This window comes from Streptococcus sp. CL5.50 (genome assembly GCF_049738015.1).
Lineage (GTDB): Bacteria > Bacillota > Bacilli > Lactobacillales > Streptococcaceae > Streptococcus > Streptococcus mitis_CA.
The window spans coordinates 1-24,841 of the sequence record NZ_JBKOTR010000010.1; the positions used below are offsets into that span (position 1 = coordinate 1).

The 24,841-nt window shown below is 38.9% G+C and carries 27 protein-coding genes; 14 read left to right on the forward strand and 13 right to left on the reverse strand.

Translation table 11 applies throughout. From position 1 onward, the window contains the following. Window positions 1-15 precede the first annotated feature (15 nt). Window positions 16-1,029, reverse strand: coding sequence for a lactonase family protein (locus tag ACLNCV_RS07270; protein WP_261126753.1), 1,014 nt, complete (start codon window positions 1,027-1,029; stop codon window positions 16-18). 197 nt (window positions 1,030-1,226) lie between these two features. Here ACLNCV_RS07270 and ACLNCV_RS07275 point away from each other — a divergent pair, with 197 nt between their 5' ends. From ACLNCV_RS07275 to ACLNCV_RS07300, 6 genes are all read left to right on the forward strand, one after another. Continuing rightward, on the forward strand, window positions 1,227-3,209 hold the full coding sequence (locus ACLNCV_RS07275; protein WP_424845046.1) for a peptide ABC transporter substrate-binding protein: 1,983 nt from the start codon (window positions 1,227-1,229) through the stop codon (window positions 3,207-3,209). Window positions 3,210-3,326: 117 nt separating this feature from the next. Beyond that, window positions 3,327-4,493 carry an AI-2E family transporter gene (locus ACLNCV_RS07280; protein WP_261020603.1) on the forward strand — a complete coding sequence of 389 codons (1,167 nt, stop codon included), beginning with the start codon at window positions 3,327-3,329 and terminating at the stop codon, window positions 4,491-4,493. Beyond that, the gene (locus ACLNCV_RS07285; protein ID WP_261142299.1) at window positions 4,483-5,712 is read left to right on the forward strand and encodes a tetratricopeptide repeat protein; all 1,230 of its coding nucleotides are present in this window, start codon (window positions 4,483-4,485) and stop codon (window positions 5,710-5,712) included. The genes ACLNCV_RS07280 and ACLNCV_RS07285 overlap by 11 nt, the downstream gene beginning before the upstream one ends. A 139-nt stretch (window positions 5,713-5,851) precedes the next feature. Then, window positions 5,852-6,493, forward strand: a complete 642-nt coding sequence (locus tag ACLNCV_RS07290; protein WP_000120839.1) for an amino acid ABC transporter permease — start codon at window positions 5,852-5,854, stop codon at window positions 6,491-6,493. 9 nt (window positions 6,494-6,502) lie between these two features. Continuing rightward, the gene (locus ACLNCV_RS07295) at window positions 6,503-7,132 is read left to right on the forward strand and encodes an amino acid ABC transporter ATP-binding protein (RefSeq protein ID WP_000891750.1); all 630 of its coding nucleotides are present in this window, start codon (window positions 6,503-6,505) and stop codon (window positions 7,130-7,132) included. A gap of 9 nt (window positions 7,133-7,141) precedes the next feature. Continuing rightward, on the forward strand, window positions 7,142-7,981 hold the full coding sequence (locus tag ACLNCV_RS07300; RefSeq protein ID WP_000182482.1) for an amino acid ABC transporter substrate-binding protein: 840 nt from the start codon (window positions 7,142-7,144) through the stop codon (window positions 7,979-7,981). A 60-nt stretch (window positions 7,982-8,041) separates the two neighbouring features. Here ACLNCV_RS07300 and lysS read toward each other — a convergent pair whose 3' ends face one another. The 5 genes from lysS to ACLNCV_RS07325 form a co-directional block, all read right to left on the reverse strand. Next, window positions 8,042-9,532 (reverse strand): lysine--tRNA ligase, encoded by a 1,491-nt coding sequence (gene lysS / locus ACLNCV_RS07305; protein ID WP_000102452.1) that lies wholly within the window; start codon window positions 9,530-9,532, stop codon window positions 8,042-8,044. A gap of 137 nt (window positions 9,533-9,669) precedes the next feature. After that, window positions 9,670-10,287, reverse strand: coding sequence for a histidine phosphatase family protein (locus ACLNCV_RS07310; protein ID WP_227325760.1), 618 nt, complete (start codon window positions 10,285-10,287; stop codon window positions 9,670-9,672). Continuing rightward, window positions 10,284-10,769: an aminoacyl-tRNA deacylase gene (locus tag ACLNCV_RS07315; RefSeq protein ID WP_261013777.1), complete on the reverse strand. Its 486-nt coding sequence runs from the start codon at window positions 10,767-10,769 to the stop codon at window positions 10,284-10,286. The genes ACLNCV_RS07310 and ACLNCV_RS07315 overlap by 4 nt, the downstream gene beginning before the upstream one ends. After that, window positions 10,769-11,611: a DUF368 domain-containing protein gene (locus tag ACLNCV_RS07320; protein ID WP_227325762.1), complete on the reverse strand. Its 843-nt coding sequence runs from the start codon at window positions 11,609-11,611 to the stop codon at window positions 10,769-10,771. Before ACLNCV_RS07320 ends, ACLNCV_RS07315 begins: the two co-directional genes overlap by 1 nt. 94 nt (window positions 11,612-11,705) lie before the next feature. Continuing rightward, the gene (locus ACLNCV_RS07325) at window positions 11,706-12,506 is read right to left on the reverse strand and encodes a glycoside hydrolase family 25 protein (protein WP_049544045.1); all 801 of its coding nucleotides are present in this window, start codon (window positions 12,504-12,506) and stop codon (window positions 11,706-11,708) included. A 154-nt stretch (window positions 12,507-12,660) separates the two neighbouring features. On the opposite strand from ACLNCV_RS07325, the gene glmU reads away from it, so the two are divergent. The 7 genes from glmU to ACLNCV_RS07360 all read left to right on the forward strand — a co-directional run bounded on the left by glmU (window position 12,661) and on the right by ACLNCV_RS07360 (window position 18,656). Next, window positions 12,661-14,040, forward strand: coding sequence for a bifunctional UDP-N-acetylglucosamine diphosphorylase/glucosamine-1-phosphate N-acetyltransferase GlmU (gene glmU / locus ACLNCV_RS07330; RefSeq protein WP_084930169.1), 1,380 nt, complete (start codon window positions 12,661-12,663; stop codon window positions 14,038-14,040). 9 nt (window positions 14,041-14,049) lie between these two features. Continuing rightward, window positions 14,050-14,595: an NUDIX hydrolase gene (locus tag ACLNCV_RS07335; protein WP_079252864.1), complete on the forward strand. Its 546-nt coding sequence runs from the start codon at window positions 14,050-14,052 to the stop codon at window positions 14,593-14,595. Between the two features lie 11 nt (window positions 14,596-14,606). Beyond that, a complete protein-coding gene (gene macP, locus ACLNCV_RS07340; protein ID WP_227325763.1) occupies window positions 14,607-14,918 on the forward strand; it encodes a cell wall synthase accessory phosphoprotein MacP in 312 nt (103 codons plus the stop codon). Between the two features lie 16 nt (window positions 14,919-14,934). Further along, the gene (locus ACLNCV_RS07345) at window positions 14,935-15,627 is read left to right on the forward strand and encodes a 5'-methylthioadenosine/adenosylhomocysteine nucleosidase (RefSeq protein WP_261028680.1); all 693 of its coding nucleotides are present in this window, start codon (window positions 14,935-14,937) and stop codon (window positions 15,625-15,627) included. 76 nt (window positions 15,628-15,703) lie between these two features. Next, window positions 15,704-16,195 (forward strand): chromosome segregation protein RocS, encoded by a 492-nt coding sequence (gene rocS, locus ACLNCV_RS07350; protein WP_000021242.1) that lies wholly within the window; start codon window positions 15,704-15,706, stop codon window positions 16,193-16,195. Window positions 16,196-16,293: 98 nt separating this feature from the next. After that, window positions 16,294-16,884 carry a 3'-5' exonuclease gene (locus tag ACLNCV_RS07355; RefSeq protein WP_227325765.1) on the forward strand — a complete coding sequence of 197 codons (591 nt, stop codon included), beginning with the start codon at window positions 16,294-16,296 and terminating at the stop codon, window positions 16,882-16,884. An 8-nt stretch (window positions 16,885-16,892) separates the two neighbouring features. Further along, window positions 16,893-18,656 carry a glycerophosphoryl diester phosphodiesterase membrane domain-containing protein gene (locus ACLNCV_RS07360; protein ID WP_227325766.1) on the forward strand — a complete coding sequence of 588 codons (1,764 nt, stop codon included), beginning with the start codon at window positions 16,893-16,895 and terminating at the stop codon, window positions 18,654-18,656. 72 nt (window positions 18,657-18,728) lie between these two features. Here the strand turns inward: ACLNCV_RS07360 and ACLNCV_RS07365 are convergent, their stop codons facing one another. From ACLNCV_RS07365 to ACLNCV_RS07395, 7 genes are all read right to left on the reverse strand, one after another. Next, a complete protein-coding gene (locus ACLNCV_RS07365) occupies window positions 18,729-19,028 on the reverse strand; it encodes a YbaB/EbfC family nucleoid-associated protein (protein ID WP_000981526.1) in 300 nt (99 codons plus the stop codon). A gap of 222 nt (window positions 19,029-19,250) precedes the next feature. After that, window positions 19,251-20,303 (reverse strand): DUF6287 domain-containing protein, encoded by a 1,053-nt coding sequence (locus ACLNCV_RS07370; RefSeq protein WP_084926597.1) that lies wholly within the window; start codon window positions 20,301-20,303, stop codon window positions 19,251-19,253. 4 nt (window positions 20,304-20,307) lie between these two features. Continuing rightward, entirely contained in the window at window positions 20,308-20,772 is a 465-nt protein-coding gene (locus tag ACLNCV_RS07375; RefSeq protein ID WP_045607081.1) for a hypothetical protein, read from the reverse strand. 33 nt (window positions 20,773-20,805) lie between these two features. Next, window positions 20,806-21,684, reverse strand: a complete 879-nt coding sequence (locus ACLNCV_RS07380) for an N-acetylmuramoyl-L-alanine amidase family protein (RefSeq protein WP_239682013.1) — start codon at window positions 21,682-21,684, stop codon at window positions 20,806-20,808. Between the two features lie 237 nt (window positions 21,685-21,921). Beyond that, window positions 21,922-22,509, reverse strand: a complete 588-nt coding sequence (locus ACLNCV_RS07385) for a recombinase family protein (RefSeq protein WP_049544060.1) — start codon at window positions 22,507-22,509, stop codon at window positions 21,922-21,924. Between the two features lie 430 nt (window positions 22,510-22,939). Continuing rightward, a complete protein-coding gene (locus ACLNCV_RS07390; protein WP_000710764.1) occupies window positions 22,940-23,182 on the reverse strand; it encodes a type B 50S ribosomal protein L31 in 243 nt (80 codons plus the stop codon). A 95-nt stretch (window positions 23,183-23,277) separates the two neighbouring features. Beyond that, window positions 23,278-24,213, reverse strand: coding sequence for a DHH family phosphoesterase (locus ACLNCV_RS07395; protein WP_136937028.1), 936 nt, complete (start codon window positions 24,211-24,213; stop codon window positions 23,278-23,280). A 103-nt stretch (window positions 24,214-24,316) separates the two neighbouring features. On the opposite strand from ACLNCV_RS07395, the gene ACLNCV_RS07400 reads away from it, so the two are divergent. Beyond that, window positions 24,317-24,760 carry a flavodoxin gene (locus ACLNCV_RS07400; RefSeq protein ID WP_001162128.1) on the forward strand — a complete coding sequence of 148 codons (444 nt, stop codon included), beginning with the start codon at window positions 24,317-24,319 and terminating at the stop codon, window positions 24,758-24,760. The last annotated feature ends 81 nt before the right edge of the window (window positions 24,761-24,841 follow it).

Below are 24,841 nucleotides of genomic sequence, written 5' to 3' on the forward strand. Positions count from 1 at the left end.
ATTTTTTATGTTTTCTTAAGGGGCAAAACTGATGCAGACTGCTTCTGGGACATGGAAGTCATTAGAAAGTTCTGCTAGACGACCAGTTTCAGGATTGCGTTTAAAGACGGTTGCATTGTCAGAGTCCTGATGGACAGCAATGACAAATTCTTGGTCTGGTGTCAAATCAAAATCACGTGGAGTCTGACCATGTGTCGGAACGATTTCTAACAACTCTAAGCTACCGTCCGCAAGGATTGTATATACTGCGATAGAATCATGGCCACGGTTAGAGGCGTAGAGGTACTTCCCATCTTTAGAGAGACGAATAGCAGCAGTACCATTAAAGCCTTTATAACCGTCTGGTAGAGTTGAAATGACTTGCATGCGTTCAAATTCGCCAACACCATCGTAGATTAGAACCTCGATAGTGCTATTGAGTTCACAAATGAGATAAGCGATTTTATAATGGTTATGGAAAATAATATGGCGTGAGCCTGCTCCTGGCTGGCTATGATAGGTATAGAGCTTAGATAATTTTCCTTCTGGATCAAGATCATAAGTAATTACTTGGTCAGTACCCAAGTCGCAGGTCACTAGATAGTGGTCAGGTGTTAAATCTGTATAGTGAATATGTGGAGAAGCTTGATTTTCATGTGGACCTTGGCCACTGTGTTGATCAACATCACTAAGTAGAAGACGACCATCTTCCTGACGTTTATAAACAAGGACCTGTCCCTTGTGGTAGTTTGCTGCGTAAACCAAATCACGCTCTTCATCAACGGCAACATAACAGTGGGGGGCTCCCTCTTCAACGACGTGATTTAATAAGGTGCCATTAGTTTGATAGGCTGCAATTCCACCCTTATCGTCTTGACTACCAACAGTGTATAAATGTTGATGCTGGTCAAAGGCAAGGTAGGTCGGACTTGGTTCAGCTGCAAAAAGTTCTAGATTTGAAAGCAGACCAGTTTCTGTATCAAAGTCTGCCATGTAAATCCCTTGGGAAGTACGACGTGTATAAGTTCCAAAATAAACAGTTTCTTTCATTACTATACCTCTGTGTAAAGATAAGACTATTATATCACAAAAACAAGCCAATTAAAGACATCCAATTAGATGTAAGCACTTTAAAAAAATAATTGATTGTTTTTTTAAAAAATATAATAACATTGAGATTGTTTTCCTTACTTTTCTTCTTAAAAGTGCTATAATGAATTCATAAAATGTTTAAAGGAGTCCTTACTATGAAAAAACGAGTTTTTTTAGCGACTGGAATTGCAGTTTTGTCTACTGCCGTTCTAGCAGCGTGTTCATCTGGTAATGGTAATAAGGATGCTACTAAGCCAGTGACTTATGCTTATGTGTTTACATCAGATCCTGTTACTTTGGATTATACAGTTTCTGGGAATGTCAGCACTAAACAGATTACAGGTAATGTTATTGACGGATTACTAGAAAATGATCAATATGGAAATTTAGTTCCATCAGTTGCAGAAGATTGGACTGTTTCTAAGGATGGTTTAACCTATACCTATAAAATCCGTCAGGGCGTCAAATGGTATACAAATGAGGGGGAAGAGTATGGTGAAGTCAAGGCTCAAGACTTTGTAACTGGTCTGAAACATGCAGCAGATAAGAAATCACAGGCTCTTTATCTCGTACAGGATTCTATCAAAGGATTGGATGACTATGTAAATGGGAAAACAACAGATTTCTCAACCGTAGGTGTGAAAGCAACAGATGATTATACTGTTGTTTATACTTTGAACCATCCAGAATCTTTCTGGAATTCAAAAACAACAATGGGAGTCCTTGCTCCCGTGAGTGGAGATTTTTTGGCATCTAAAGGAGATGATTTTGGTAAGGCCACTGATGTAACGAGTATACTATACAATGGGGCATATCTTCTTAAGGGGCTTACTTCGAAATCTTCTATCGAAATGACCAAAAACCAAAATTACTGGGATAAGCAAAATGTCTTTATTGATGATATCAAGTTATCATTCTTTGATGGTCAAGATGCAGACTCTCTAGGACGTGGTTTTGATGAGGGACATTATCCAGCTGCTCCACTCTTTAAAAACTCTGCCAACTATGAACGTCTAAAAGAAAAATACAAGGATAATATTGTATATGGTCAACAAAGAGGTGGCGTCTTCTATATGTCTACTAATATTGATCGTGTGTCATACAATCATACTGCTAAAACAAGTGATGTAGAAAAATCCTCTACTAAGAAAGCACTTTTAAACAAAGATTTCCGTCAAGCCTTGGCATTTGCTGCAGATCGTAAAGCAGCTGTTTCTCAGGTGTTTGGGGATGAAGTGGCGCCTCGTAAATTACGTACAAGTTTCACTCCTCCAACATTTGTACAAGTTGGAGACCAATCGTTTGGTCAAGTAACTAAGATAGAATTGGATAAATTGGATAATGTCTGGAAAGATATCAGTCTTGATGATGCGCAAGATTCGCTTCATAACGTAGACAAGGCTAAAGCTAAGTTTGAATCTGCTAAGAAAACTCTTAAAGCTGATGGAGTACAGTTCCCAATTCATTTAGATCTTCCAGTTTCATCGACTCAGACAGATTTTATCCATCAAGCTCAGTCTTATAAACAATCCATTGAAGAAGCCTTGGGCTCTGAAAATGTAGTTGTTGACATTCAACAGGTTTCTGATGATGAATTGGGAAACATGACTGTTCTAGCAACATCAAATAATAATGTTGATTGGGACATTAATGTTAATAGTGGTTGGAGTCCGGATTATGCAGATCCATCAACTTATCTAGATGTATTTGATCCAACTTCAGGTCCAAGTCTCCTCGGCTCTCTTGGTGTAGCACCAGGAACAGACAATCCAGCCATTAAAACAGTTGGATTGGATAAATACAAAGGATTGATTGATGATGCAAATAGTGAAAAAACAGATCTGCAAAAACGTTATTCTAAATATGCTAAGGCGCAAGCTTGGTTAACAGATAGTGCTCTAGTTATTCCTGTACACTCAGACGGTGCCCAAATGTTAGTAACGAAGAAAGTATTAGGTAGTGGTGCTGATGGTTGGATTGGTGACAAAACAGGAGATAGCAGTTATAAATATCTTAAACTCCAAGATAAGATTGTCACTTCCAAAGAAATGGATGAGTTCCGCAAGAAATTTGCTGATGAAAAAGCCAAATCCAATGCTGATTATCAGAAGAACTTAGACCGTCATATTCAAGACTAATCGAATCTCCTCTTTTGAGGAGATTTTTTATGTCGCGGTCTCCATGTAAGCACTTTAAAAAAGAGTTATTTTGATTTAAAAATGGTATAATGAGAGAACAATAGAAAGGAAGTATTTATGGAGCAAAAAGAGAAACATTTTAGCTTATCTTGGTTTTTCAAGTGGTTTTTAGATAACAAGGCAATTACGGTATTTTTGGTAACCTTATTAATGGGACTGAATCTTTTTATTTTAAGTAAGATTAGTTTTCTATTTTCACCTGTTTTAGACTTTTTGGCAGTCGTGATGTTGCCAGTCATTTTATCTGGTTTACTATACTATTTATTGAATCCTATTGTTGATTGGATGGAGAAACATAAAATCAATCGTGTCATAGCGATTAGTATTGTCTTTGTCATCATCGCTCTCTTTATCATTTGGGGATTGGCAGTAGCTATTCCAAATCTGCAACGTCAGGTTTTAAGTTTTGCAAGGAATGTTCCAGTCTACCTAGAAGATGCTGACAGGGTTATTGATGACCTGGTAACCAAGCGTTTACCAGATGATTTCAGACCTCAGTTAGAACAAGTTTTGACAAACTTCTCAAGTCAGGCTACAGTTTGGGCAAGTAAGGTTTCGTCTCAAGCAGTCAACTGGGTGAGCGCCTTTATTAGCGGGGCTTCTCAAGTGATTGTTGCCTTGATTATCGTTCCGTTCATGCTCTTTTATCTCTTACGTGATGGAAAAGGCCTACGTCACTATTTGACCCAATTCATGCCAACGAAATTGAAAGAACCTGTTGGACAAGTTTTATCAGATGTGAACCAGCAGTTGTCCAATTATGTTAGAGGGCAAGTAACAGTGGCTATTATTGTAGCGGTAATGTTTATGATTTTCTTCAAGATTATTGGTCTACGCTATGCAGTTACGTTGGGGGTTACTGCTGGTATTTTAAATCTGGTTCCTTATTTAGGCAGCTTCTTAGCCATGCTTCCTGCCCTAGTATTGGGCTTGATTGCTGGGCCAGTCATGCTTTTGAAAGTAGTAATTGTCTTTATCGTAGAACAAACTATTGAAGGTCGTTTTGTCTCTCCATTGATTTTGGGAAGTCAATTAAACATCCATCCCATTAATGTTCTCTTTGTTTTGTTAACTTCAGGATCCATGTTTGGTATCTGGGGAGTCTTGCTCGGTATTCCAGTTTATGCCTCTGCTAAGGTTGTCATTTCAGCGATTTTTGAATGGTATAAGGTAGTCAGTGGCCTATATGAACTAGAAGGAGAGGAAGCTAAGAGTGAACAATAGTCAACAGATGTTACAGGCTTTGGAGGAGCAAGATTTAACCAAGGCTGAGCACTATTTCGTCAAAGCTTTAGAAAATGATCCAAGTGACCTTCTGTATGAGTTAGCCACTTATTTAGAAGGGATTGGTTTTTATCCTCAGGCCAAGGAAATTTACCTGAAAATTGTAGAGGATTTTCCAGAGGTTAATCTTAATCTAGCGGCTATTGCTAGCGAGGATGGTCAAATTGAAGAAGCCTTTGCCTATCTTGAAGAAATCCAAGCTGACAGTGACTGGTATGTGTCGGCTTTGGCTCTGAAGGCAGACCTTTACCAGATGGAAGGTTTGACAGATGTGGCGCGTGAGAAATTGTTAGAAGCATTGACTTACTCAGAGGATCCTCTCTTGATATTGGGCTTGGCAGAGTTGGATAGTGAGTTGGAAAATTATCAAGAGGCCATTCAAGGCTATGCCCAGTTAGATAATCGTACTATTTATGAGCAAACAGGCATTTCTACCTATCAACGAATTGGCTTTGCCTATGCACAGTTAGGGAAATTTGAAACGGCTACAGAGTTTTTAGAAAAAGCCCTGGAGTTAGAATACGATGACCTAACAGCTTTTGAGTTAGCCAGTCTTTACTTTGATCAAGAAGAATACCAAAAAGCTGTCCTCTACTTTAAGCAGCTTGATACCATTTCACCTGACTTTGAAGGCTATGAGTATGGTTATAGTCAGGCATTGCATAAGGAACATCAGGTTCAAGAAGCCCTGCGTATCGCTAAGCAAGGCTTGGAGAAAAATCCTTTTGAAACAAGACTCTTGTTAGCAGCTTCACAATTTTCTTATGAATTACATGATGCCAGTGGTGCAGAAAACTACCTCCTTACTGCAAAAGAAGACGCTGAGGATACGGAAGAAATTTTACTCCGTCTAGCAACTATTTATCTAGAACAGGAGCGCTATGAGGATATTCTGGACTTACAAAGTGATGAGCCAGAGAATCTTTTGACCAAGTGGATGATTGCTCGTTCTTATCAAGAAATGGACGATTTGGATTCTGCCTATGAGCATTACCAAGAGTTGGCAGGAGATTTGAAAGACAATCCAGAATTTCTAGAACACTATATCTATCTCTTGCGTGAACTGGGCTACTTTGAGGAAGCAAAAGTCAATGCTCAAACTTACTTAAAACTAGTTCCAGATGATGTGCAAATGCAAGAACTATTTGAGAGATTGTAAGAATATATTTTTAAAAACTGTATCTAATCATTTTTGATAGATATAGTTTTCTTTTTCAAAGAGAATTTTTTTACAAAAATTCTTGGTTATTTTGTTTATTTATGCTATAATAGGAACAATTATTTTTAGGAGGTGCAGTATGTCTTATTTGTTTGAGATATTACCAAGTTTATTGAGCGGTGCAAGCATGACTTTGCAGGTTTTTGCACTGGTCTTGATTTTTTCTATTCCCTTGGGAGTTTTGATTGCCTTTGCCTTGCAAGTCCATTGGAAGCCCCTCCATCATCTGATTAATATTTATATTTGGATTATGCGGGGAACACCCTTGCTCTTGCAATTAATCTTTATCTATTATGTGCTTCCAAGTATTGGGATTCGTTTGGACCGTCTTCCTGCGGCTATCATTGCCTTTGTTCTCAATTATGCGGCTTATTTTGCTGAAATCTTCCGTGGAGGGATTGATACCATTCCTAACGGTCAATATGAGGCTGCTAAGGTCTTGAAGTTCAGTCCTTTTGCCACAGTACGCTATATTATCTTGCCCCAAGTGACCAAGATTGTTCTTCCGAGTGTCTTTAATGAAGTCATGAGTTTGGTCAAGGATACCTCTCTGGTCTATGCTCTGGGTATTTCTGACCTTATCTTGGCTAGTCGCACAGCTGCAAACCGTGATGCTAGTCTGGTTCCAATGTTTTTGGCAGGAGCCATTTACTTGATTTTGATTGGTATTGTGACCATTCTTGCCAAAAAAGTTGAGAAGAAGTACAGTTACTATAGATAGGAGGCTGCCATGTTAGAATTACGAAATATCAATAAGGGGTTTGGTGAAAAGCAAATTTTGTCTAATTTCAGTCTAAAGATTCCTGAAAAGCAAATCCTAGCTATCGTTGGACCTTCTGGTGGAGGTAAGACAACCCTCTTACGTATGCTTGCAGGTCTTGAAACCATTGATTCAGGGCAAATCTTTTATAATGGAGAACCTTTAGAATTGGACGAACTTGAGAAGCGCAATCTACTAGGATTTGTATTCCAAGATTTTCAACTTTTCCCTCATTTATCCGTTCTAGATAATTTGACCTTATCTCCTGTGAAAACCATGGGAATGAAGCGGGATGAGGCAGAGAAGAAGGCGCGAGGTCTTTTGGAACAATTAGGACTGGCAGGACATGCAGATGCTTATCCATTCTCACTATCAGGTGGGCAAAAGCAGCGGGTAGCTTTGGCGCGTGCTATGATGATTGACCCAGAAATCATAGGTTACGATGAACCAACTTCTGCCCTAGATCCTGAATTACGCTTGGAAGTGGAAAAACTGATCTTGCAAAATAGGGAACTTGGCATGACCCAGATTGTGGTTACCCATGATTTGCAGTTTGCTGAAAATATCGCAGATCAGATTCTCAAGGTTGAACCCAAGTAGGAGGTGCCAATGACTAATAAGAAAATTGCTTTAGTATTGGTTTCGCTCCTGACCCTCTTTTTAACGGCTTGTACTCAGAAAGCTAGTGATCCAAAGAAGGATAACTGGGATAAGTATCAAGAGCAGGGGACCATTACTATTGGTTTTGACAATACCTTTGTACCCATGGGTTTTGAAGAAAAGAATGGCCAATATACAGGCTTTGATATTGATTTAGCACAAGCAGTTTCTGAAAAATTAGGTGTCAAGGTGCAATTTCAGCCAATTGACTGGGATATGAAGGAGACGGAACTGCAAAATGGAACCATAGATGCCATTTGGAATGGCTATGCTGCCACTGATGAACGCCGAGAGAAGGTTGCCTTTAGCATTCCTTATATGGAAAATCAGCAAGTTCTGGTTGCAAAGAAAAGCCAGCAGATTCGTTCAGTAGAGGATATGAAGGATAAAACCTTGGGAGCCCAAGCCGGTTCCTCTGGTTATTTAGACTTTGAAGCCCAGCCAGATTTATTGAAAAATCGTGTCAAAGATCAGAAGGCTAATCAGTACCAGAGTTTTAATGAGGCCTTGATTGATTTGAAAAATGACCGGATTGATGCCTTGTTGATTGACCGAGTGTATGCTAATTACTATCTCCAGTCTGAAGGTATATTAAGTGACTACAATGTCTTTTCAGCAGGATTTGAAAGTGAATCCTTTGCAGTCGGAGTTAGACCAGCAGACAAGAGATTACTACAAGCTTTAAACCAAGCCTTTGTTCAACTGTACAAAGAAGGGAAGTTCCAAGAAATTAGCCAAAAATGGTTTGGAGAAGATGTAGCAACCAAAGAAGTGAAAAGTAGAGATTGAGTTTTCCTCAATCTCTTTTTGCATCGAAAAAACCCCTGACAAGAGCCAGAGGATAAGTGATTATTTCATTGTTGGGAAGAGCAATACGTCACGGATAGTGGTTGTATCAGTGAGGAGCATGCAGAGACGGTCGATACCGATTCCCAAACCACCTGTTGGAGGCATACCGTATTCAAGAGCCTCGATGTAGTCGTAGTCGATGCCTGTCGCTTCATCGTCACCAAGTTCTTTGGCTTTAGCTTGGGCTTCAAAACGGCTAAGTTGGTCGATTGGGTCGTTCAACTCAGTAAAGGCATTACCGTACTCCTTAGTCATGATAAAGAGCTCGAAACGGTCAGTAAAGCGTTGGTCTTCAGGATTTTTCTTAGCGAGTGGAGATACAGCTACTGGATGGCCATAGACAAAGGTTGGTTGGATCAAGGTTTCTTCAACAAACTCTTCAAAGAAGGCATTGATAATGTGACCAACTTCAGTATAGTGTTTCTCAACTGGAACTTTCTTCTCAGCAGCGATAGCTTTAGCTTCTTCCAAAGTCATGTCTTGCCAGAAATCGACACCAGTAATTTCCTTGATAGCATCCACCATGTGAACACGTTTAAATGGTTCGTTGATTTTGATTTCAGTACCTTGATAGTTGACTGGACCATCGCCTTTGACTGATTTAGCAGCGTGTTGGATAATGCCTTCAGTCAAGTCCATGATATCTTGGAAGTCTGCATAAGCTTGGTACACTTCGATAGAAGTGAACTCAGGGTTATGAGTAGCATCCATTCCTTCGTTACGGAAGATACGTCCGATTTCATAGACACGTTCCATACCACCAACGATAAGGCGTTTCAAGTGAAGTTCAGTCGCGATACGAAGCACCATGTCAATGTTTTGGGCATTGTGGTGTGTGATAAATGGACGGGCAGCAGCACCACCGGCTTCATTATGAAGAACAGGTGTTTCCACTTCAAGGAAACCTTTTTGGTCAAGGTAACGACGGATTTCAGAAATGATTTTTGAACGAGTGACAAAGCGCTCAAAGCTTTCCCGGTTAGAAATCAAGTCAAGGTAACGTTTACGGTAAATTGTTTCAACGTCTGTCAAACCGTGGAATTTCTCTGGTAGAGGACGGAGAGCCTTGGATAAGTGTGTGATGTGGGTTGCTTTGATAGAGAGTTCTCCCATATCTGTACGCATGACTTCACCTTCGACACCAAGGAAGTCACCAAGGTCTGCTTTTTTGAAGATTTCGTAGTTTTCTTCACCGACAGCATCCTTACGAACGTAGATCTGGATTTGACCTTCGCGGTCTTGAAGGTGGGCAAAACCTACTTTACCTTTACCACGTTTGGTTACCAAGCGTCCTGCGATAGTAGCTGTTTCGTTTTTATCGTGTAATTGTTCTTTATCGAGGTCGGCATATTTATCTTTTAATTCTTGTGAATTTGCAGTACGTTCAAAACGTTTTCCGAAAGGATCGATTCCTTGTTCACGGAGCGCAGCCATTTTTTCACGGCGAACGATCTGCTGGTCATTTAGTTCTTCCATATGTTCTGTTGACATGGGATCCTCCTAGTTTTACTCAAAATTGAATACGATGAGTCATTTTTTGCGATACTCCCATTTTATCATAAATAACCAAGAAATTCACGAATAATCTTTCAAAACTAAAAAGAACTTGACGCTACAATCAAGTTCTGTTATTGATAGGAAGTATCATTCCAAGTATTGAGAGTAAATGTTTCAAAATCATGGGTTTCTAGAATGGTCAGGCTGGCATTTGCTAGACCTCCATCTTTACGAAGAAGTGGTTCTTTATAACCTAGAAGAGTACGAAGACTGGCAGTAAGATTGGCGCCGTGTCCGACAATTAGAATACGCTCAGCTGGACTATCTTTTAATGATTTGATAAATTGGATGGTCCGTTGCGTGGTGCTATAGAGGGACTCTGCTCCAAACATTTGAGTGTCAAATTGAGCAAGGTTAGATCGGAAAGCTTTGATTTGTTGCGGGTAAATAGATTCCAAGGTTGCAATTTTCAAACCTTCCAACTTTCCCAGCTGCCATTCACGGAGATTAGGAACACTTTCTAAAGGACAGGGGATCTGGAGTTGACTTTGGATAATTTCAGCAGATCTGACCGCTCGAGGTAAATCACTTGAATAAATCTGATCGAAAGGAACATCCTTGAGATACTGGCCAAGTCGTTTTAGGGTGTCAATGGATTCAGGAAGAAGGGGAGAATCTCCACTAGCACCTTGAAAACGACCTTCTTGGTTCCAGAGGGTACGACCGTGGCGGACAAAGTAGAGCTTCATTCTTGGCTGCCCTCCAAGATATCTGCAAAGTCAGCTTTTACAAAGCTAGCCAAGTCTTGTGGCGCGACGATAATGCTGTGACCAACTTCCCCAGCAGAGACAATCATTTGATCCAAGTCTAGAGCAATTCTATCGATAAAAATGGGGTAATTATGTTTTTGACGAATACCAACAGGATTATTGGCTCCATGAATATAACCTGTTGTTTTTTCCAAGTCCTTTTGTGGAATCATGCTTACTTTTTTATTGCCAGAAATTTTGGCTAGTTTCTTTTCAGACAAGTGTTGGGTGATAGGGACAATTCCGATAATCGGTCCTGTCTTGTCTCCCAAAAGAGCCAAGGTTTTGAAAATCTGATCTCGTTCATAATCTTGAGGAAGCTCTCCTTCTAGGGCATTGATTTGAATCCCCTGATGTGGGATGCCTGCTTTAGACAGAATTTGTTCTACCAATGTTTTTTTGATTTTAACTTTTTTTGCCATTATTTATACTTATCCTCCAATTGGCTCATCCAAATACCAAGCCAGATTCCAAGTGCAAAGAAGAAGGCGATGATGACATACCCAACAAGAGAAAGACCTGTGTATTGGATACTTTCAGCGTTTCCTGCATTTGGAATCAAGATCAAAAGGGTACTAGAAAGGACGATTCCGATGATGAAATGATAGACGCGTGAGTGGTAGTTGTTTAAGGCGTAATCCATCAATTTTGAAAAAATGATGAGAGTTGCACCTGCCCCAACTCCAATCGGGAAGAAGGTTCCCAAGAGGTCAAAGGTTTTAAAACCAGTTAACATAGGAGCATAGAGACCCAAAATCAAAAGTAGATTTGATGGACTGAGGCCAGGAACTAATACGCCAAGAGCCAGCAGTGCACCAGCTAGGACGAAATTAAGAAAGCTGGCACTTAAGGTTCCAACAACAAAATTTAAGGCATAGAGTCCTAATCCAGAAATGATAAAGGTTGTCCAGAACCAAGCTAAATCAATCTTGTCTCGGTCAGATTCTCGAGTTGATTTCTTGAGGAGGCTAGGAACTGTACCAATGATGGCGCCCGCAAAGCTCCATAAGACAAAGACCTGATAATTTTCAAGCAGGTATTCAATCGGGTAGGAAAATAAGCCGATTCCCAGAAGCATACCGATGGCAACTGGAATAAAGTACAAAACATTTTCTTTAAAGTCTTTAAAGGGATGGGCCAGAAAAGCAATCATTCGTTCATAAATTCCTAAGATTGCTGCTAGAACCCCTCCGGAAATTCCCGGTAAGATAAATCCAAGAGCAATGACAATCCCTTTAATAACACGTGCTAACCATGAGAGCATATTGTTCCTCCAACTATTTCTATTTCAAAAAATCCTTACTATATTGTATCACAATCAAACACAAAAAGAAAAAGCAAATGATAAACAAATGCTTTTAAGGTTTTAAAAAGATTTTTCTAAAGGTTTCTTCTTTGTTTTTTAAGGAAGAAATGACGTTGATATCCAAATCGTGGTCAAAGCCAGCAATTTTTCCTTTAGATGTGTATTGGTGAATGTCGTAATCTAAATCAGTCTTAGGAGTAGCTTCGTAAAATCCTGAGTCAGAACCATAGGAAGGAATCCAAACAGACGTAAACTTGTCTGTATCAATACTGTGTTCTTCCATGAAGTAGACCCCAACGTAGATGCCGATATTTTTAGCACCAAGTGATTCTAGTTTTGCTCGAAAGGCTTCAACACCTTCGTTCATATTGGACATGGTTTTGTCTTCCACATCTAGCCAATAGTAACTAGGGCTGTATGGCGATGAAGCGTTATAAAAAACTTCAGCAGCCTTTTCCATTTCTTGGACACTTTTTCCAGCTACAAAGGCATAGACACCAACTGGGACATTTCGTTTTTGAAACTCGGTAATATGGGTTTTAAAGGCCTTATCTACGCCATTAACAAAGGAAGCATCGTTTTCTTTTAAAGACTGAGCGCCACTATGTACACGAACGATAGCTCCAGAAATGTTTTGAGACAGAGTATCGTAATTTATTTCCTCAGGACGTTGCCAACCAGAAACATCAATCACCGGTTTATCTATATTGTGTAGCGCTTGGGTTTCTACTTGCGCGATATTTGACTTTGTTTTTACAGGATGGTCCTCAAAACGAGGGCGATTCAGGATTAAAATGAAAATCATAATCCCAAAAAAACCAAACAAAATAAGCGGATTTATTTTCTTTCTCATATCTCATAATTTTACCTTAAAAATGAAAAAAAATCAAAAAAAATACTCAAAAAATGGGTTAAGAAAGGACTTTAGAGCATTTTTTCATTCAAGAGCGCGGAATGATTTGAAATATGGTATAATAAAAGGGAATTTCTAGAGAAAAGAGAAGATTATGTCAAATTATGCCATTATTTTAGCAGCGGGTAAAGGGACTCGCATGAAATCTGATTTGCCAAAAGTGTTGCACAAGGTTGCGGGTATTTCTATGTTGGAACATGTTTTCCGTAGTGTGGGAGCTATCCAGCCTGAAAAGACAGTAACAGTTGTAGGACACAAGGCGGAATTGGTTGAGCAGGTCTTGGCTGGACAGACAGAATTTGTGACTCAATCTGAACAGTTGGGTACCGGTCATGCGGTTATGATGACAGAGCCTATTTTAGAAGGTTTGTCAGGTCACACCCTGGTCATTGCAGGAGATACTCCTTTAATCACTGGTGAAAGCTTGAAAAACTTGATTGATTTCCACATCAATCATAAAAATGTGGCGACTATCTTGACTGCTGAAACGGATAATCCTTTTGGCTATGGACGAATTGTTCGTAATGATAATGCTGAAGTTCTTCGCATTGTTGAGCAGAAGGATGCTACAGATTTTGAAAAACAAATCAAGGAAATCAACACTGGAACTTACGTCTTTGATAACGAGCGTTTGTTTGAGGCTTTGAAAAATATCAATACCAATAACGCTCAAGGCGAATACTATATTACAGATGTCATTGGCATTTTCCGTGAAGCTGGTGAAAAAGTTGGCGCTTATACTTTGAAAGATTTTGATGAAAGTCTTGGGGTAAATGACCGTGTGGCTCTTGCGACTGCTGAGTCGGTTATGCGTCGCCGCATCAATCACCAACACATGGTCAACGGTGTTAGCTTTGTCAACCCAGAAGCAACTTATATCGATATTGATGTTGAGATTGCTCCTGAAGTTCAAATTGAAGCCAATGTTACCTTGAAAGGGCAAACGAAAATTGGTGCTGAGACTGTTTTGACAAATGGTACTTATGTAGTGGACAGCACTATTGGAGCAGGAGCTGTCATTACCAATTCTATGATTGAGGAAAGCAGTGTTGCAGACGGCGTAACAGTCGGTCCTTACGCCCACATTCGTCCAGGTTCAAGTCTGGGTGCCCAAGTTCATATTGGTAACTTTGTTGAGGTGAAAGGTTCTTCTATCGGCGAGAATACTAAGGCTGGTCATTTGACTTATATCGGAAACTGTGAAGTGGGTAGCCATGTTAACTTTGGTGCTGGAACCATTACAGTCAACTATGACGGCAAAAACAAATACAAGACAGTCATTGGAAACAATGTCTTTGTTGGTTCAAACTCAACCATTATTGCGCCAGTAGAACTTGGTGACAATTCCCTCGTTGGTGCTGGCTCAACGATTACCAAAGACGTTCCAGCAGATGCGATTGCCATTGGACGCGGTCGTCAGGTTAACAAAGACGAATATGCAACTCGCCTTCCTCATCATCCTAAGAATCAGTAGGAGTCTGTCATGGAATTTGAAGAAAAAACGCTTAGCCGAAAAGAAATCTATCAAGGACCAATTTTTAAACTGGTTCAAGATCAGGTTGAATTACCAGAAGGCAAGGGAACTGCCCAACGGGATTTGATTTTCCACAATGGAGCTGTCTGTGTTTTAGCAGTAACGGATGAACAAAAACTCATCTTGGTTAAGCAGTACCGCAAAGCCATCGAGGCTGTCTCTTACGAAATTCCAGCCGGAAAACTGGAAGTAGGAGAAAATACAGACCCTGTGGCAGCAGCTCTGCGTGAATTAGAGGAAGAAACAGCCTATACAGGGAAGTTAGAGCTCTTGTATGACTTCTATTCAGCTATTGGCTTTTGTAATGAAAAGTTAAAACTATACCGAGCAAGCGATTTGACAAAGGTGGAAAATCCGCGTCCGCAGGACGAGGATGAGACCTTGGAAGTCCTTGAAGTGAGCCTAGAAGAAGCTAAGGAATTAATCCAATCAGGTCATATCTGTGATGCCAAGACAATTATGGCTGTTCAATATTGGGAATTGCACAAAAAATAGAGGAGGTCAGTATGGGTAAACCTTTATTAACGGATGAAATGATTGAAAGAGCTAATAGAGGCGAAAAAATTTCGGGTCCCCCTTTGCTTGATGACGAGGAAACCAAGATTTTACCAACCTCTTCTTCCCGTTTTGGTTATGCCAATCCTAAGGAACATGGTTTTAGCCAGGAAACCTTGAAGATTCAGGTCGAACCGTCTATTCATAAAAGCCGTCGCATTGAAAATACCAAGAGAAATGTCTTCAATTCTAAACTGAATAAAATCTTATTTGCAGTCGTCTTTCTCTTAATTTTGCTTGTCTTAGCAATGAAACTTTTGTAATAGAAAAGGAATTGAAATGAAAATAGGAATTATTGCGGCTATGCCAGAAGAACTGGCGTATCTGGTCCAGCATTTAGACAATGCCCAGGAGCAAGTTGTTTTAGGCAATACCTATCACACAGGAACCATTGCTTCTCATGAAGTCGTTCTTGTAGAAAGTGGAATTGGTAAGGTCATGTCTGCTATGAGTGTGGCGATTTTAGCTGATCATTTCCAAGTGGATGCTTTGATTAACACGGGATCTGCTGGGGCAGTATCAGAAGGTATTGCTATTGGGGATGTCGTGATTGCTGACAAATTAGCCTATCATGACGTGGATGTTACAGCTTTTGGCTATGCTTATGGACAAATGGCGCAACAACCGCTTTATTTCGAATCAGATAAAACCTTTGTTGCTAAAATTCAAGAGAGTCTATCTCAATTGGACCAGAGCTGGCATCTTGGTTTGATTGCTACAGGAGATAGTTTTGTTGCAGGAAATGACAAGATAGAAGCGATTAAGTCCCATTTCCCAGAAGTTTTAGCAGTTGAGATGGAGGGGGCAGCTATTGCTCAGGCAGCGCATGCTCTTGATCTTCCAGTCTTAGTCATCCGAGCTATGAGTGACAATGCCAACCATGAAGCAAACATCTCTTTTGATGAGTTTATTATTGAAGCTGGACGTCGCTCTGCCCAAGTCTTGTTAGCCTTTTTGAAGGTTTTAGATTAAGCGGAAATTTGACAGTTTATCTAGCTTATGATAAGATTTAAATAAAGAAAAGCTAGAAAACGTTTCAGAGGATATTATGAGTATTGAAATGACCGTCAGTGAGATTGCAGAGGTTTTAGGATTATCTCGTCAAGCAATCAATAACCGTGTCAAAGAATTACCAGAAGAAGACACAGATAAAAATGACAAAGGGGTAACAGTCGTTACCAGAAGTGGCTTGATTAAGCTAGAAGAAATCTATAAAAAAACGATTTTTGAAGATGAGCCTGTCAGTGAAGATGTCAAGCAACGTGAACTGATGGAGATTCTGGTTGATGAGAAGAATGCAGAAATTCTTCGTCTTTATGAACAATTAAAAGCCAAGGATCGTCAGTTGTCAGAAAAAGACGAGCAGATGCGTATCAAGGACCGTCAGATTGCTGAGAAAGACAAACAACTCGATCAGCAGCAACAATTGACCCTTCAAGCCATGAAGGATCAAGAAAATCTTAAGCTAGAGCTGGACCAAGCAAAAGAAGAAGTCCAATCAACTAAGAAAGGCTTTTTTGCTCGTTTATTTGGAGGATAATCAAGGAGCTGTTTAGGTTAAATGCTAACCTGATGGCTTCTTTTATTTCTAAATAGTATAGTTGCTCAAGTAAAATAACCGTATGGGAGAAGTATAGAATGGAACGATTAGAAGATTACATTGCTTTCGATTTAGAATTTAATCAGCATGAAGGGCAAACATACTTGATTCAAGTATCGGCAGTGCGTTTTAGAGATGGTCAGGAAATCGATGTCTATGATTCCTATGTTCATACCAGTGTGCCTCTAAAAAGTTTTATCAATGGTTTGACTGGGATTACAGCCGAGACCTTAAAAGATGCTCCTCCAGTGGAGGAAGTCATAAAAGAATTCCAAGAGTTTGTGGGTGCTTTGCCGATGGTTGGATACAATGCTGCTAAAAGTGATTTGCCTATTCTAGCAGAGCATGGTTTAGATTATAGCCAACAGTATAAGGTGGATCTATATGATGAAGCCTTTGAACGTCGTAGTTCAGATTTACATGGCATTGCCAATCTCAAATTGCAAACTGTTGCCTCATTTCTTGGATTTCAAGGTCAGTCTCATAATAGTCTAGAGGATGCACGTATGACAGCGCGTGTTTACGAGTCCTTTCTAGAGTCAGACCAAGCTAGAGAATTGTTAGGGGCAGAAAGTAGCCTCTCGAATAATCCTTTTGGAGGCTTGGACTTGTCTCAATTATTTGATTAGGAGTGCCTATGAAACCTGAAAAACCTAAAAATCTAGGTTTTAAGCAGATATACTTTAATCTAGATAAAATACTCTTTCTCTTTTTCTTGACTTTCATGATGATTGAGTTTGTCTGGTTACCATCAAATTCTTGGATTGCTGGACTTTTGCTCCGTCAGACAGGTTATCTCTTTCTATCTTACAACAATATTTTTGCCATTATAACGGGTTCTCCTTTTGTTAGTCTTGCTTTATTTGTTCTGGTAATCGTTAATTTACTGATCGCCTATTACCAGATAGGACTTCTCTTTATCGGAGCCCGGCATTTATTATGCCATGAAAAAAGGACCTTGCTGGAGTACAGTCGTAAGGTCTTTCGCCAAAGTATCTTGTTTATGAGGCAAGTGACGCTTTCCAAGATAGCCTTTATCTTCTTTTATGTCATGATGCTCTTTCCATTGATTCGAAAGATTTTAAAGATTTATTACCTCAATAAAATTGTCATTCCAGACTTTATCGTTGATTATGTGGAAGACAAGTACTGGCTAGTAGGTATAGTGGTTACTATTCTGGCTTTACTTCTATTTTACATTTCAGTACGTTTGATGTTTGCCCTACCTCAGCTTTTATTTGAGAAAAAAACAGTGAAAGAAGCGGTCAGATATAGTCTAGAAAAGACAAGAAAGCACTCCTGGTTTTATATTTGGAACTTGCTCTGGATTGTCGTCAAAACCTATCTATTTTTCATTCTTTTATTGATTCCAATCTTGGCAAGTCAGGTGCTGATGGATGGTTTGACCCATAAGGAGTCTCTTGTACTGGGAATTATCAACTTTGTCTTGATTAAGAATTTCCACTATATGGCCTTGACTTACTTTCTCATTAAATTTGTTTCCTTCTTAACAGGAGAAGAATTAGAAATTACACCAAGGAGAAAGAAAGACCACTGGATGAGATGGGGAGTGATGGGATGTGCAGCTATCTTTTTCGCTCTTGAGGGATATGTTTATTTAGAAGCTCCAGTCGCCAATAAACCTTTGATTATCTCTCACAGGGGAGTATCTAATAAGAATGGTGTGCAAAATACAGTCCAATCTTTAGAAAAGACAGCCCAACTAAGTCCAGATTTCGTTGAGACAGATGTTCAGGAAACAAAAGATGGTCAGTTTGTCATGATGCATGATGCCAATATCAAGAATCTGACAGGAGTTAATGCCAATCCTCAGGATCTCACTTTGGAAGAATTAACCAAACTCAATATTTCAGAAAATGGCTATCACAGCAAGGTGTCTAGTTTTGATGACTATCTCAATAAAGCCAATGAATTGCATCAAAAACTCCTCATTGAAATTAAAACTAGTCGAAAAGATAGTCCAGATATGATGAAACGCTTTATGGAAAAATATGGAACTGTTCTTAAGCAGAATGGTCACCAAATGCAATCCTTGGACTACCATGTGATTGACCAGGTTTTAGCCTATGATACTCAAATTCCAGTCTTTCTCATCCTACCTTATAATAGTATTTTTCCAAGAACCAAGGCTACAGGTTATACCATGGAGTATTCAACTTTAGATGAAAATTTTGTCAACAAGCTTTGGAATACCGATCAGAAATTGTATGTTTGGACAATTAATAGTTCAGAGTCCTTTGATAAATCTGTTCATTTGGGTGCAGACGGCATGATAACGGATGATTTGGAAATGATTCAAGAGCAGGTTACCATTGCCCAAGAAGACCCAGAGTATACGGAATTGCTTTTCAAACAGGCCATGGAATTCTTTAATTTTTAGTAATCAAAAAGAGGAACAGTTGTTCCTCCCATGATAGGCAAGTATTCTCTTGAATGCTTGTTTTTCTTATGCTTAGAATGGCAATTTTCCAGCGAAAGCCCCCAATTTTTTCTTGGTAGTTTCATCGATTTGTTCAAGAGCAGAGTTGATGGCTTGAACAGTCATATCTGAAAGAGTTTCAAGGTCTTCAGGGTCAACGACAGCTGGATTGAAGTCAATGCTGACAACTTTCTTATCTCCAGTTAATGTCGCTTGAACAAGGTCTTGAGCAGATTTGCCAACAAATTGCATAGCAGCAAGTTCAGCTTGGCTTTGTTCCATTTGTTTTTGAAGTTTTTGTGCTTGACGCATCATGTTTTGCATGTTCATCATGGTGATTTATAGTTTCCTTTTACAATTATTTTCCTTTTTATTTTATCAATTTTGATGTCAAAAGTCTAATCTTTTTTAGAGTGAATTTATCAAGTATCGATAGGGATGTAGATGGAATAAAAATATAGGATAGATATTCTAAGAGCATAAGAATATTTATCCTATATGTGTTTATGAAAAGTTGCTAGATATTTTATGAGCTCGTTCAAGGGTTTACTAACACTATTCTACTTTGTAGAAAAATCCGTCAGTGTGGCCATTGATAAGTTGTTGTCCAGACCATAAACGATCTTGTGTTGTATCAGATTGGTCAGTATAGCCATTATCTGGAGAAGAGGTGACAGACATGGTTAGAGGTGTTCCAGCTGGTAAAAAGGCAAGGGCAGAGCCACCAGCACCTCCATCTTTAGGAAGTATATTTGCCTTAAGAAAGTTGTCAATTTCTTTAGCATGTTCAATTGAAATCTTGGACTGATCACTTACTAAACCATTTTTGTCAAAGGTGAATTCAATACCTGTACCATTTCTCCAAGTTCCTGCGACACTAGAAAAATCTCCATTTTGAATTGCAGAAATATCCATTCCTTTACTTTCTGATGGAAGGCTTATTTCTCCATTTATGAGGCTTGTGACAGATTTCCAAGAGAAAGACCTTATGTCAAGGTAAGGTGGTTTTGTCCCCAGTCCCTCTTCTGTATCTGATTCTCTAACTAACTCTAACCGTGTTCTATCCTGATTCAACTTGTATAGTTTGACTTGGATTTGATTAGCAGATACTCGAGTAGATAATTGGAAATAGCCGTTTTCTAAAGGATTAAAATGAACGCGTTCTCCAATAAAGTCCAGATTATTTTCTGCATTGGTCAGTCGAATAACTTCGTCATTTTTAAGAGTTCGAATATCTAATAAATCGTAATAGTTAGAATCCATTTTTAGGGCAATCAAAAGTTCGTCCGTACCATCTTGGTCTAAATCATACAAGCTATACTGTAATCCAGAATATTCGTTAGGATAAGTATTTTTTAAGTTTGCTTTTGAATTGACCTCTGTATGTGAAGCTGGTGAACCATCTAGTACTTTGGCATATTCTTTAAGGACAGTATTGTATAGGGTGTAGTCAGTTTTCTTCTCTTCCGATGTGGAAGTAGATGAACTGCTACTAGAAGTAGTTACTTCAGAACTTGCTGAGGGAGTGTTTTCACTCTGAGGTTGGCAAGCTGTTAGAAGAGAGATAGTTAAAATACTGGCACTGAATAGAAATAATAATTTTTTCATGTATTTAATCTTGCAATTCTAAACCTTGGGCATCTTGGTGCCATTTGCTACCAGTTTTGGAAGTTAAAACTTGAATAGTAATTATAATATTCCAAATAGCATCTGCTAGTAAAACAAATGGCATTAAAATAGGAATGATAGCTAGCAGAGTTATTCCGATACGCTTGTATCCTTGTTTAGAATTTCCGATGTAAAAATCGTAGCCACCGAGTGCTCCTAAAAAAAAGGCAAATAGGGCTGCGGCCAGTTTAGATTTATCACTCACTCCATTTGAATGTTGACTAGAGGTAGCTGGAGATGTGTTATCTATTTTTGAAACAATATACTCATCACCGTTTTGATAAAATTCTACGTAATCACCTACTTGTGGTTCAAAACCAAAACTTTTTCTTGAAATTGCAGTAAATTGGCCATTATTACCTTTTCCAACATAAACTGTTTCATCTTCAATTTTTATCACTTTGTTCATTTAATTGTCTCCTTAATCTATTTCTATTGTATGTTAAACCCACTCACCGTTGTAATTAACACGGTAGCCATCAGGGGTTGTCGTATTGATTGCCAATGCACCAGAGTTATAAGCATAGTACCATTTTCCAGATACCTTCATCCAGCCAGTTTTCATAGCGCCTGAGTCTTGAAGATAGTACCAGCTACCGTTATCTTTGACCCAACCTGTCTTCATCGCACCTGAGCCGTCGAGATAGTACCAGCTACCGTCTTTTACCCAGCCAGTTTGCATCCAGCCAGAGTTGTCAAAACGATACCAAACACCATTGATTTTTCCCCAGCCATTAGTTGTATAGGAACCGTCGGCGTGTTTGTACCACCAACGAGAACCAGATTGTACCCAATTACCTGAGGTATTAGAATTCGAACCTGATTGAGTTGTTGTGTTAGTATTTGAATTTGTCGAAGGATTTCCGATAGTCACATCTTTTCTAACTTTAAAGACACGTTTTCTTGTATCAGTTAAGTCACCGTAAGGCGAACCAGCTTCTCCAGACATCTCCAAAATATATGTTCCATCTGGAAATTGTTCTGAAACAAAAATATCACCTTTAAATTGATTGCTATAAAATAAAGGTTGTAAAAATTGATCACTGACATCTTTAGTTAAGCCACTAAAAATGACAGCATCGTGACTTTGGTACACAATTTTTCCGGTCGCTTTATCAATCAAGGTAACATTTCCCTTAGCAGCGTTATCACCTCCGTGTTGTAGTGGCTCTGAAAGTTTTCCTTCGAAGCTAAGTCCAAAATAATCAATTTCAACTTTTGTAATTGTTGCGTCTATTTGTTTTTCAGTACTCGTATTCTCGCTAGCTGATACTTGATTAGCTGTGATGACTCCAGTGCCAAGAAGTGATAGAGCTGAGATAGTTGCAAGTGTAAATTTTTTAGTTTGTTTGTGCATTCATTTAATACCCCCTATTTTTATTTGTTGTAAAGTAATCAGTTTGTCCTAAAATCTAGACTTTTTTGGACAAACTTGATAGAATGGTAGTGTAATAATAATCGGTCAAAATGCTGGATTTTAGAACCTTTTTTCTAACGAAAATGGTTCTAAAATAAAGTGTATTTCCTGTCCAAAAAATCCTAGGTTTTTTGACAGGAACTATGAATTTTTTATCCAATTATGAAAGGTGCTTTTTGATACTCCTAAGATGTCTGCACCTTCTCGTAAGGTTATTTCTTTTTTGGTATATTGAGCTATTACATCAGGGAGATTATCCGGGGCAAGCAATTTTGGTCTACCGAATTTTTTCCCTTTTTTCTTTGCTTCTCGTATTCCTTCCATTTGTCTTTGTTTGATTTGTTCTCTTTCAAACTGTGCCACATAAGATAGAACTTGCAAAACGATATCGGATATTAGTTTTCCTGTGATATTGTCATCGCTATTCTTTGTGTTTAATAAGGGGAAATCTAAAACAGTTATATTCACTTTCTTTTTCTTAGTAATTGATTGCCATTGTTCTAAAATTTCATCATAGTTTCTTCCCAACCTATCAATTGATTTAATAACCAATTCATCATTCTCTTTCAAGGTAGCTAATAGTTTTTGATATTCCATTCTGTCAAAATCTTTTCCTGAAACGTAATCAATAAAAATATTTTCTTTTGATAATTTATTTTCTACTAAGGCTGAAAATTGCCTATCAATATTTTGTTCTTTTGTAGATACTCGAACATAACCGTAACGCATAAGGCTACCACCTATCTTTTTATCTCTATTTTAGACGAAAAGAAAACTACCGCCCATAATGAGTGGTAGTTTGGTGTACTCTTTGCTACTGTATTTTTTTGCCAAGATTTTGTCTTGGATGCGTGAATAGTAGTGTTGGATAAAAAATCTTAAGGACTTAAAAATCCTTTTAAACCAACCTTTTTGATGTTTACAAAAATTAAAAACAGTATGTTCAATTTTTGCATGTTCATCATGGTGATTTATAGTTTCCTTTTATCTTATTTTCCTTTTTATTTTATCAATTTTAGGGTTAAAAGTCTATTGTTAGTATAAATCCCCTAACATTAAATTACCGAAGAGATTTTCGAAGAGTATGAGTCTGGAACATGAAAACAGCAGTTGATTTCAAGAAACAAAAAAGAACAGTTGAAACTGTTCTTTTTTATCATTATTTGAGACCGTATTTTTTGTTGAAACGATCCACGCGTCCATCTGCTTGAGTGAACTTTTGACGTCCAGTGTAGAATGGGTGTGAGTCTGATGAAATTTCCACACGGATCAATGGGTAAGTTTCGCCTTCGAACTCAACTGTTTCGTTAGAGCGTTTTGTTGAACCGCTAAGGAATTGGTAACCAGTAGTTGTGTCCATGAAGACAACTGGGCGATATTCTGGATGGATATCTTTTTTCATTTTGCAATATTTCCTTTCTGCCATGGTCTCTTTGCGAGCCATAGATTGTTACCATACTAGTCTATCAGATTCTGAAAAGTTTGGCAAGTATTTTATCAGTTTTTAAGCAAGTTTTTTAACTTTTGGTAGATGATTTCGTTTTCTTCTAAGCTATAGGAATTAGCACCACTTGCTAGAGGGTGGCCTCCTCCATCATGTTCCTTGGCAATTTCATTAATAGGATGGATTTTACTGCGTAAGCGAACTCGGTAGTGGCCATCAGCCTGCTCCACAAAAATTCCCCAGAGACTGACGCTGTCAATCCGACCAGGAGCTCCTACAATAGCGGCAGTTTCAGCATCGGTAACATTGAATTGTTTCAAGACTTCTTGACTCAGAATCACTCGAGCTGCGCCATTTTCATCCACTTCAAGATGGTCGTAGATGTAGCCTTGAAGTTTAGCAATTTTGTAACTCATAGTGTCCATTTTGCGAGTGAGAGCCGCAAAGTCAAACTTATGTTCTCTCAAATAAGCCGCCAGTCGGAGGGTTCGTGCAGTGGTAGAAGGATAGAGGAAGCGACCTGTATCACCGATAATTCCTGCAAAGAGCAACTCAGCAGCACGATCTGATAAGGCCAGTTGAGTTGTTTGGGCAAATAGGGTAATCATCTCACTAGCGCTACTTGAACTAGTATCGACCCAAGATAGGTCACCATATACATCATCATTTGGATGGTGGTCAATCTTAATGAGAAAATCACCTTGACGATAGCGCTTATCATCGATACGAGCAGTATTAGCCGTATCACAGACGATGACAAGTGCCCCTTGGTAGACACTATCTTCAACAAGATCCATTTCCGCCATCCAAGTAAGAGTTGGTTCATCAAAACCAACGGCTTTGATGGTTTTTTCAGGGAAATGATGTTTGAGAAGAGCTTTCAAGCCCACTTGACTTCCCAAGGCATCAGGGTCTGGTTTCATATGTCGATGAATGATAATCGTGTCGTATTCTTTGATTTTTTCTAAAATTTGATGGCAAATTTCCATAAATAACCTCAATTCTTTCTCATTTCATTGTAGCACAAGAATTTTTATTTTTAAAATGAAAAAGATGTGATATAATGGAGAAAGATAAATTGAGGAGGACGATATGGCATTAGCAAAAATTGTATTTGCCAGTATGACCGGTAATACCGAAGAAATTGCAGATATTGTAGCAGACAAATTACGTGACTTGGGCTTGGATGTTGATGTTGATGAATGTACAACTGTTGACGCTTCAGACTTCTTGGAAGCAGACATCGCTATCGTTGCGACCTATACTTATGGTGATGGAGAATTGCCAGATGAGATGATGGACTTCTACGAAGACCTAGCTGACCTCAACTTGAATGGCAAAATCTACGGAGTGGTCGGCTCAGGAGATACCTTCTACGATGAATTCTGTAAGGCTGTTGATGACTTTGACCGTGTCTTTGTGTCAACAGGAGCAGAAAAAGGTTCAGAGTGTGTTAAAGTTGATCTTTCTGCTGAGGAAGAAGACATTGAACGCTTGGAACAATTCGCAGAAGAATTGGCTGCTAAAGTAGGATAAGTATAAAAGTGCGCTGATGTAATCAATCAGTGCATTTTTTTATCGTGAGTTGAGATTTTACTAGCCTATTTGGTGGCTTTT

Coding starts and splice junctions, on each gene's coding strand:
- ACLNCV_RS07310 (WP_227325760.1), bottom strand. CDS start 10,287: ATGAAGCTCTACTTTGTCCGCCACGGTCGTACCCTCTGGAACCAAGAA.
- ACLNCV_RS07390 (WP_000710764.1), bottom strand. CDS start 23,182: ATGAAAAAAGATATCCATCCAGAATATCGCCCAGTTGTCTTCATGGAC.
- ACLNCV_RS07325 (WP_049544045.1), bottom strand. CDS start 12,506: ATGAGAAAGAAAATAAATCCGCTTATTTTGTTTGGTTTTTTTGGGATT.
- lysS (WP_000102452.1), bottom strand. CDS start 9,532: ATGTCAACAGAACATATGGAAGAACTAAATGACCAGCAGATCGTTCGC.
- ACLNCV_RS07335 (WP_079252864.1), top strand. CDS start 14,050: ATGGAATTTGAAGAAAAAACGCTTAGCCGAAAAGAAATCTATCAAGGA.
- ACLNCV_RS07395 (WP_136937028.1), bottom strand. CDS start 24,213: ATGGAAATTTGCCATCAAATTTTAGAAAAAATCAAAGAATACGACACG.
- ACLNCV_RS07400 (WP_001162128.1), top strand. CDS start 24,317: ATGGCATTAGCAAAAATTGTATTTGCCAGTATGACCGGTAATACCGAA.
- ACLNCV_RS07345 (WP_261028680.1), top strand. CDS start 14,935: ATGAAAATAGGAATTATTGCGGCTATGCCAGAAGAACTGGCGTATCTG.
- ACLNCV_RS07300 (WP_000182482.1), top strand. CDS start 7,142: ATGACTAATAAGAAAATTGCTTTAGTATTGGTTTCGCTCCTGACCCTC.
- glmU (WP_084930169.1), top strand. CDS start 12,661: ATGTCAAATTATGCCATTATTTTAGCAGCGGGTAAAGGGACTCGCATG.
- ACLNCV_RS07270 (WP_261126753.1), bottom strand. CDS start 1,029: ATGAAAGAAACTGTTTATTTTGGAACTTATACACGTCGTACTTCCCAA.
- macP (WP_227325763.1), top strand. CDS start 14,607: ATGGGTAAACCTTTATTAACGGATGAAATGATTGAAAGAGCTAATAGA.
- ACLNCV_RS07365 (WP_000981526.1), bottom strand. CDS start 19,028: ATGATGAACATGCAAAACATGATGCGTCAAGCACAAAAACTTCAAAAA.
- ACLNCV_RS07370 (WP_084926597.1), bottom strand. CDS start 20,303: ATGAAAAAATTATTATTTCTATTCAGTGCCAGTATTTTAACTATCTCT.
- ACLNCV_RS07320 (WP_227325762.1), bottom strand. CDS start 11,611: ATGCTCTCATGGTTAGCACGTGTTATTAAAGGGATTGTCATTGCTCTT.
- ACLNCV_RS07290 (WP_000120839.1), top strand. CDS start 5,852: ATGTCTTATTTGTTTGAGATATTACCAAGTTTATTGAGCGGTGCAAGC.
- ACLNCV_RS07280 (WP_261020603.1), top strand. CDS start 3,327: ATGGAGCAAAAAGAGAAACATTTTAGCTTATCTTGGTTTTTCAAGTGG.
- ACLNCV_RS07385 (WP_049544060.1), bottom strand. CDS start 22,509: ATGCGTTACGGTTATGTTCGAGTATCTACAAAAGAACAAAATATTGAT.
- ACLNCV_RS07355 (WP_227325765.1), top strand. CDS start 16,294: ATGGAACGATTAGAAGATTACATTGCTTTCGATTTAGAATTTAATCAG.
- ACLNCV_RS07275 (WP_424845046.1), top strand. CDS start 1,227: ATGAAAAAACGAGTTTTTTTAGCGACTGGAATTGCAGTTTTGTCTACT.
- ACLNCV_RS07375 (WP_045607081.1), bottom strand. CDS start 20,772: ATGAACAAAGTGATAAAAATTGAAGATGAAACAGTTTATGTTGGAAAA.
- ACLNCV_RS07360 (WP_227325766.1), top strand. CDS start 16,893: ATGAAACCTGAAAAACCTAAAAATCTAGGTTTTAAGCAGATATACTTT.
- ACLNCV_RS07315 (WP_261013777.1), bottom strand. CDS start 10,769: ATGGCAAAAAAAGTTAAAATCAAAAAAACATTGGTAGAACAAATTCTG.
- rocS (WP_000021242.1), top strand. CDS start 15,704: ATGAGTATTGAAATGACCGTCAGTGAGATTGCAGAGGTTTTAGGATTA.
- ACLNCV_RS07295 (WP_000891750.1), top strand. CDS start 6,503: ATGTTAGAATTACGAAATATCAATAAGGGGTTTGGTGAAAAGCAAATT.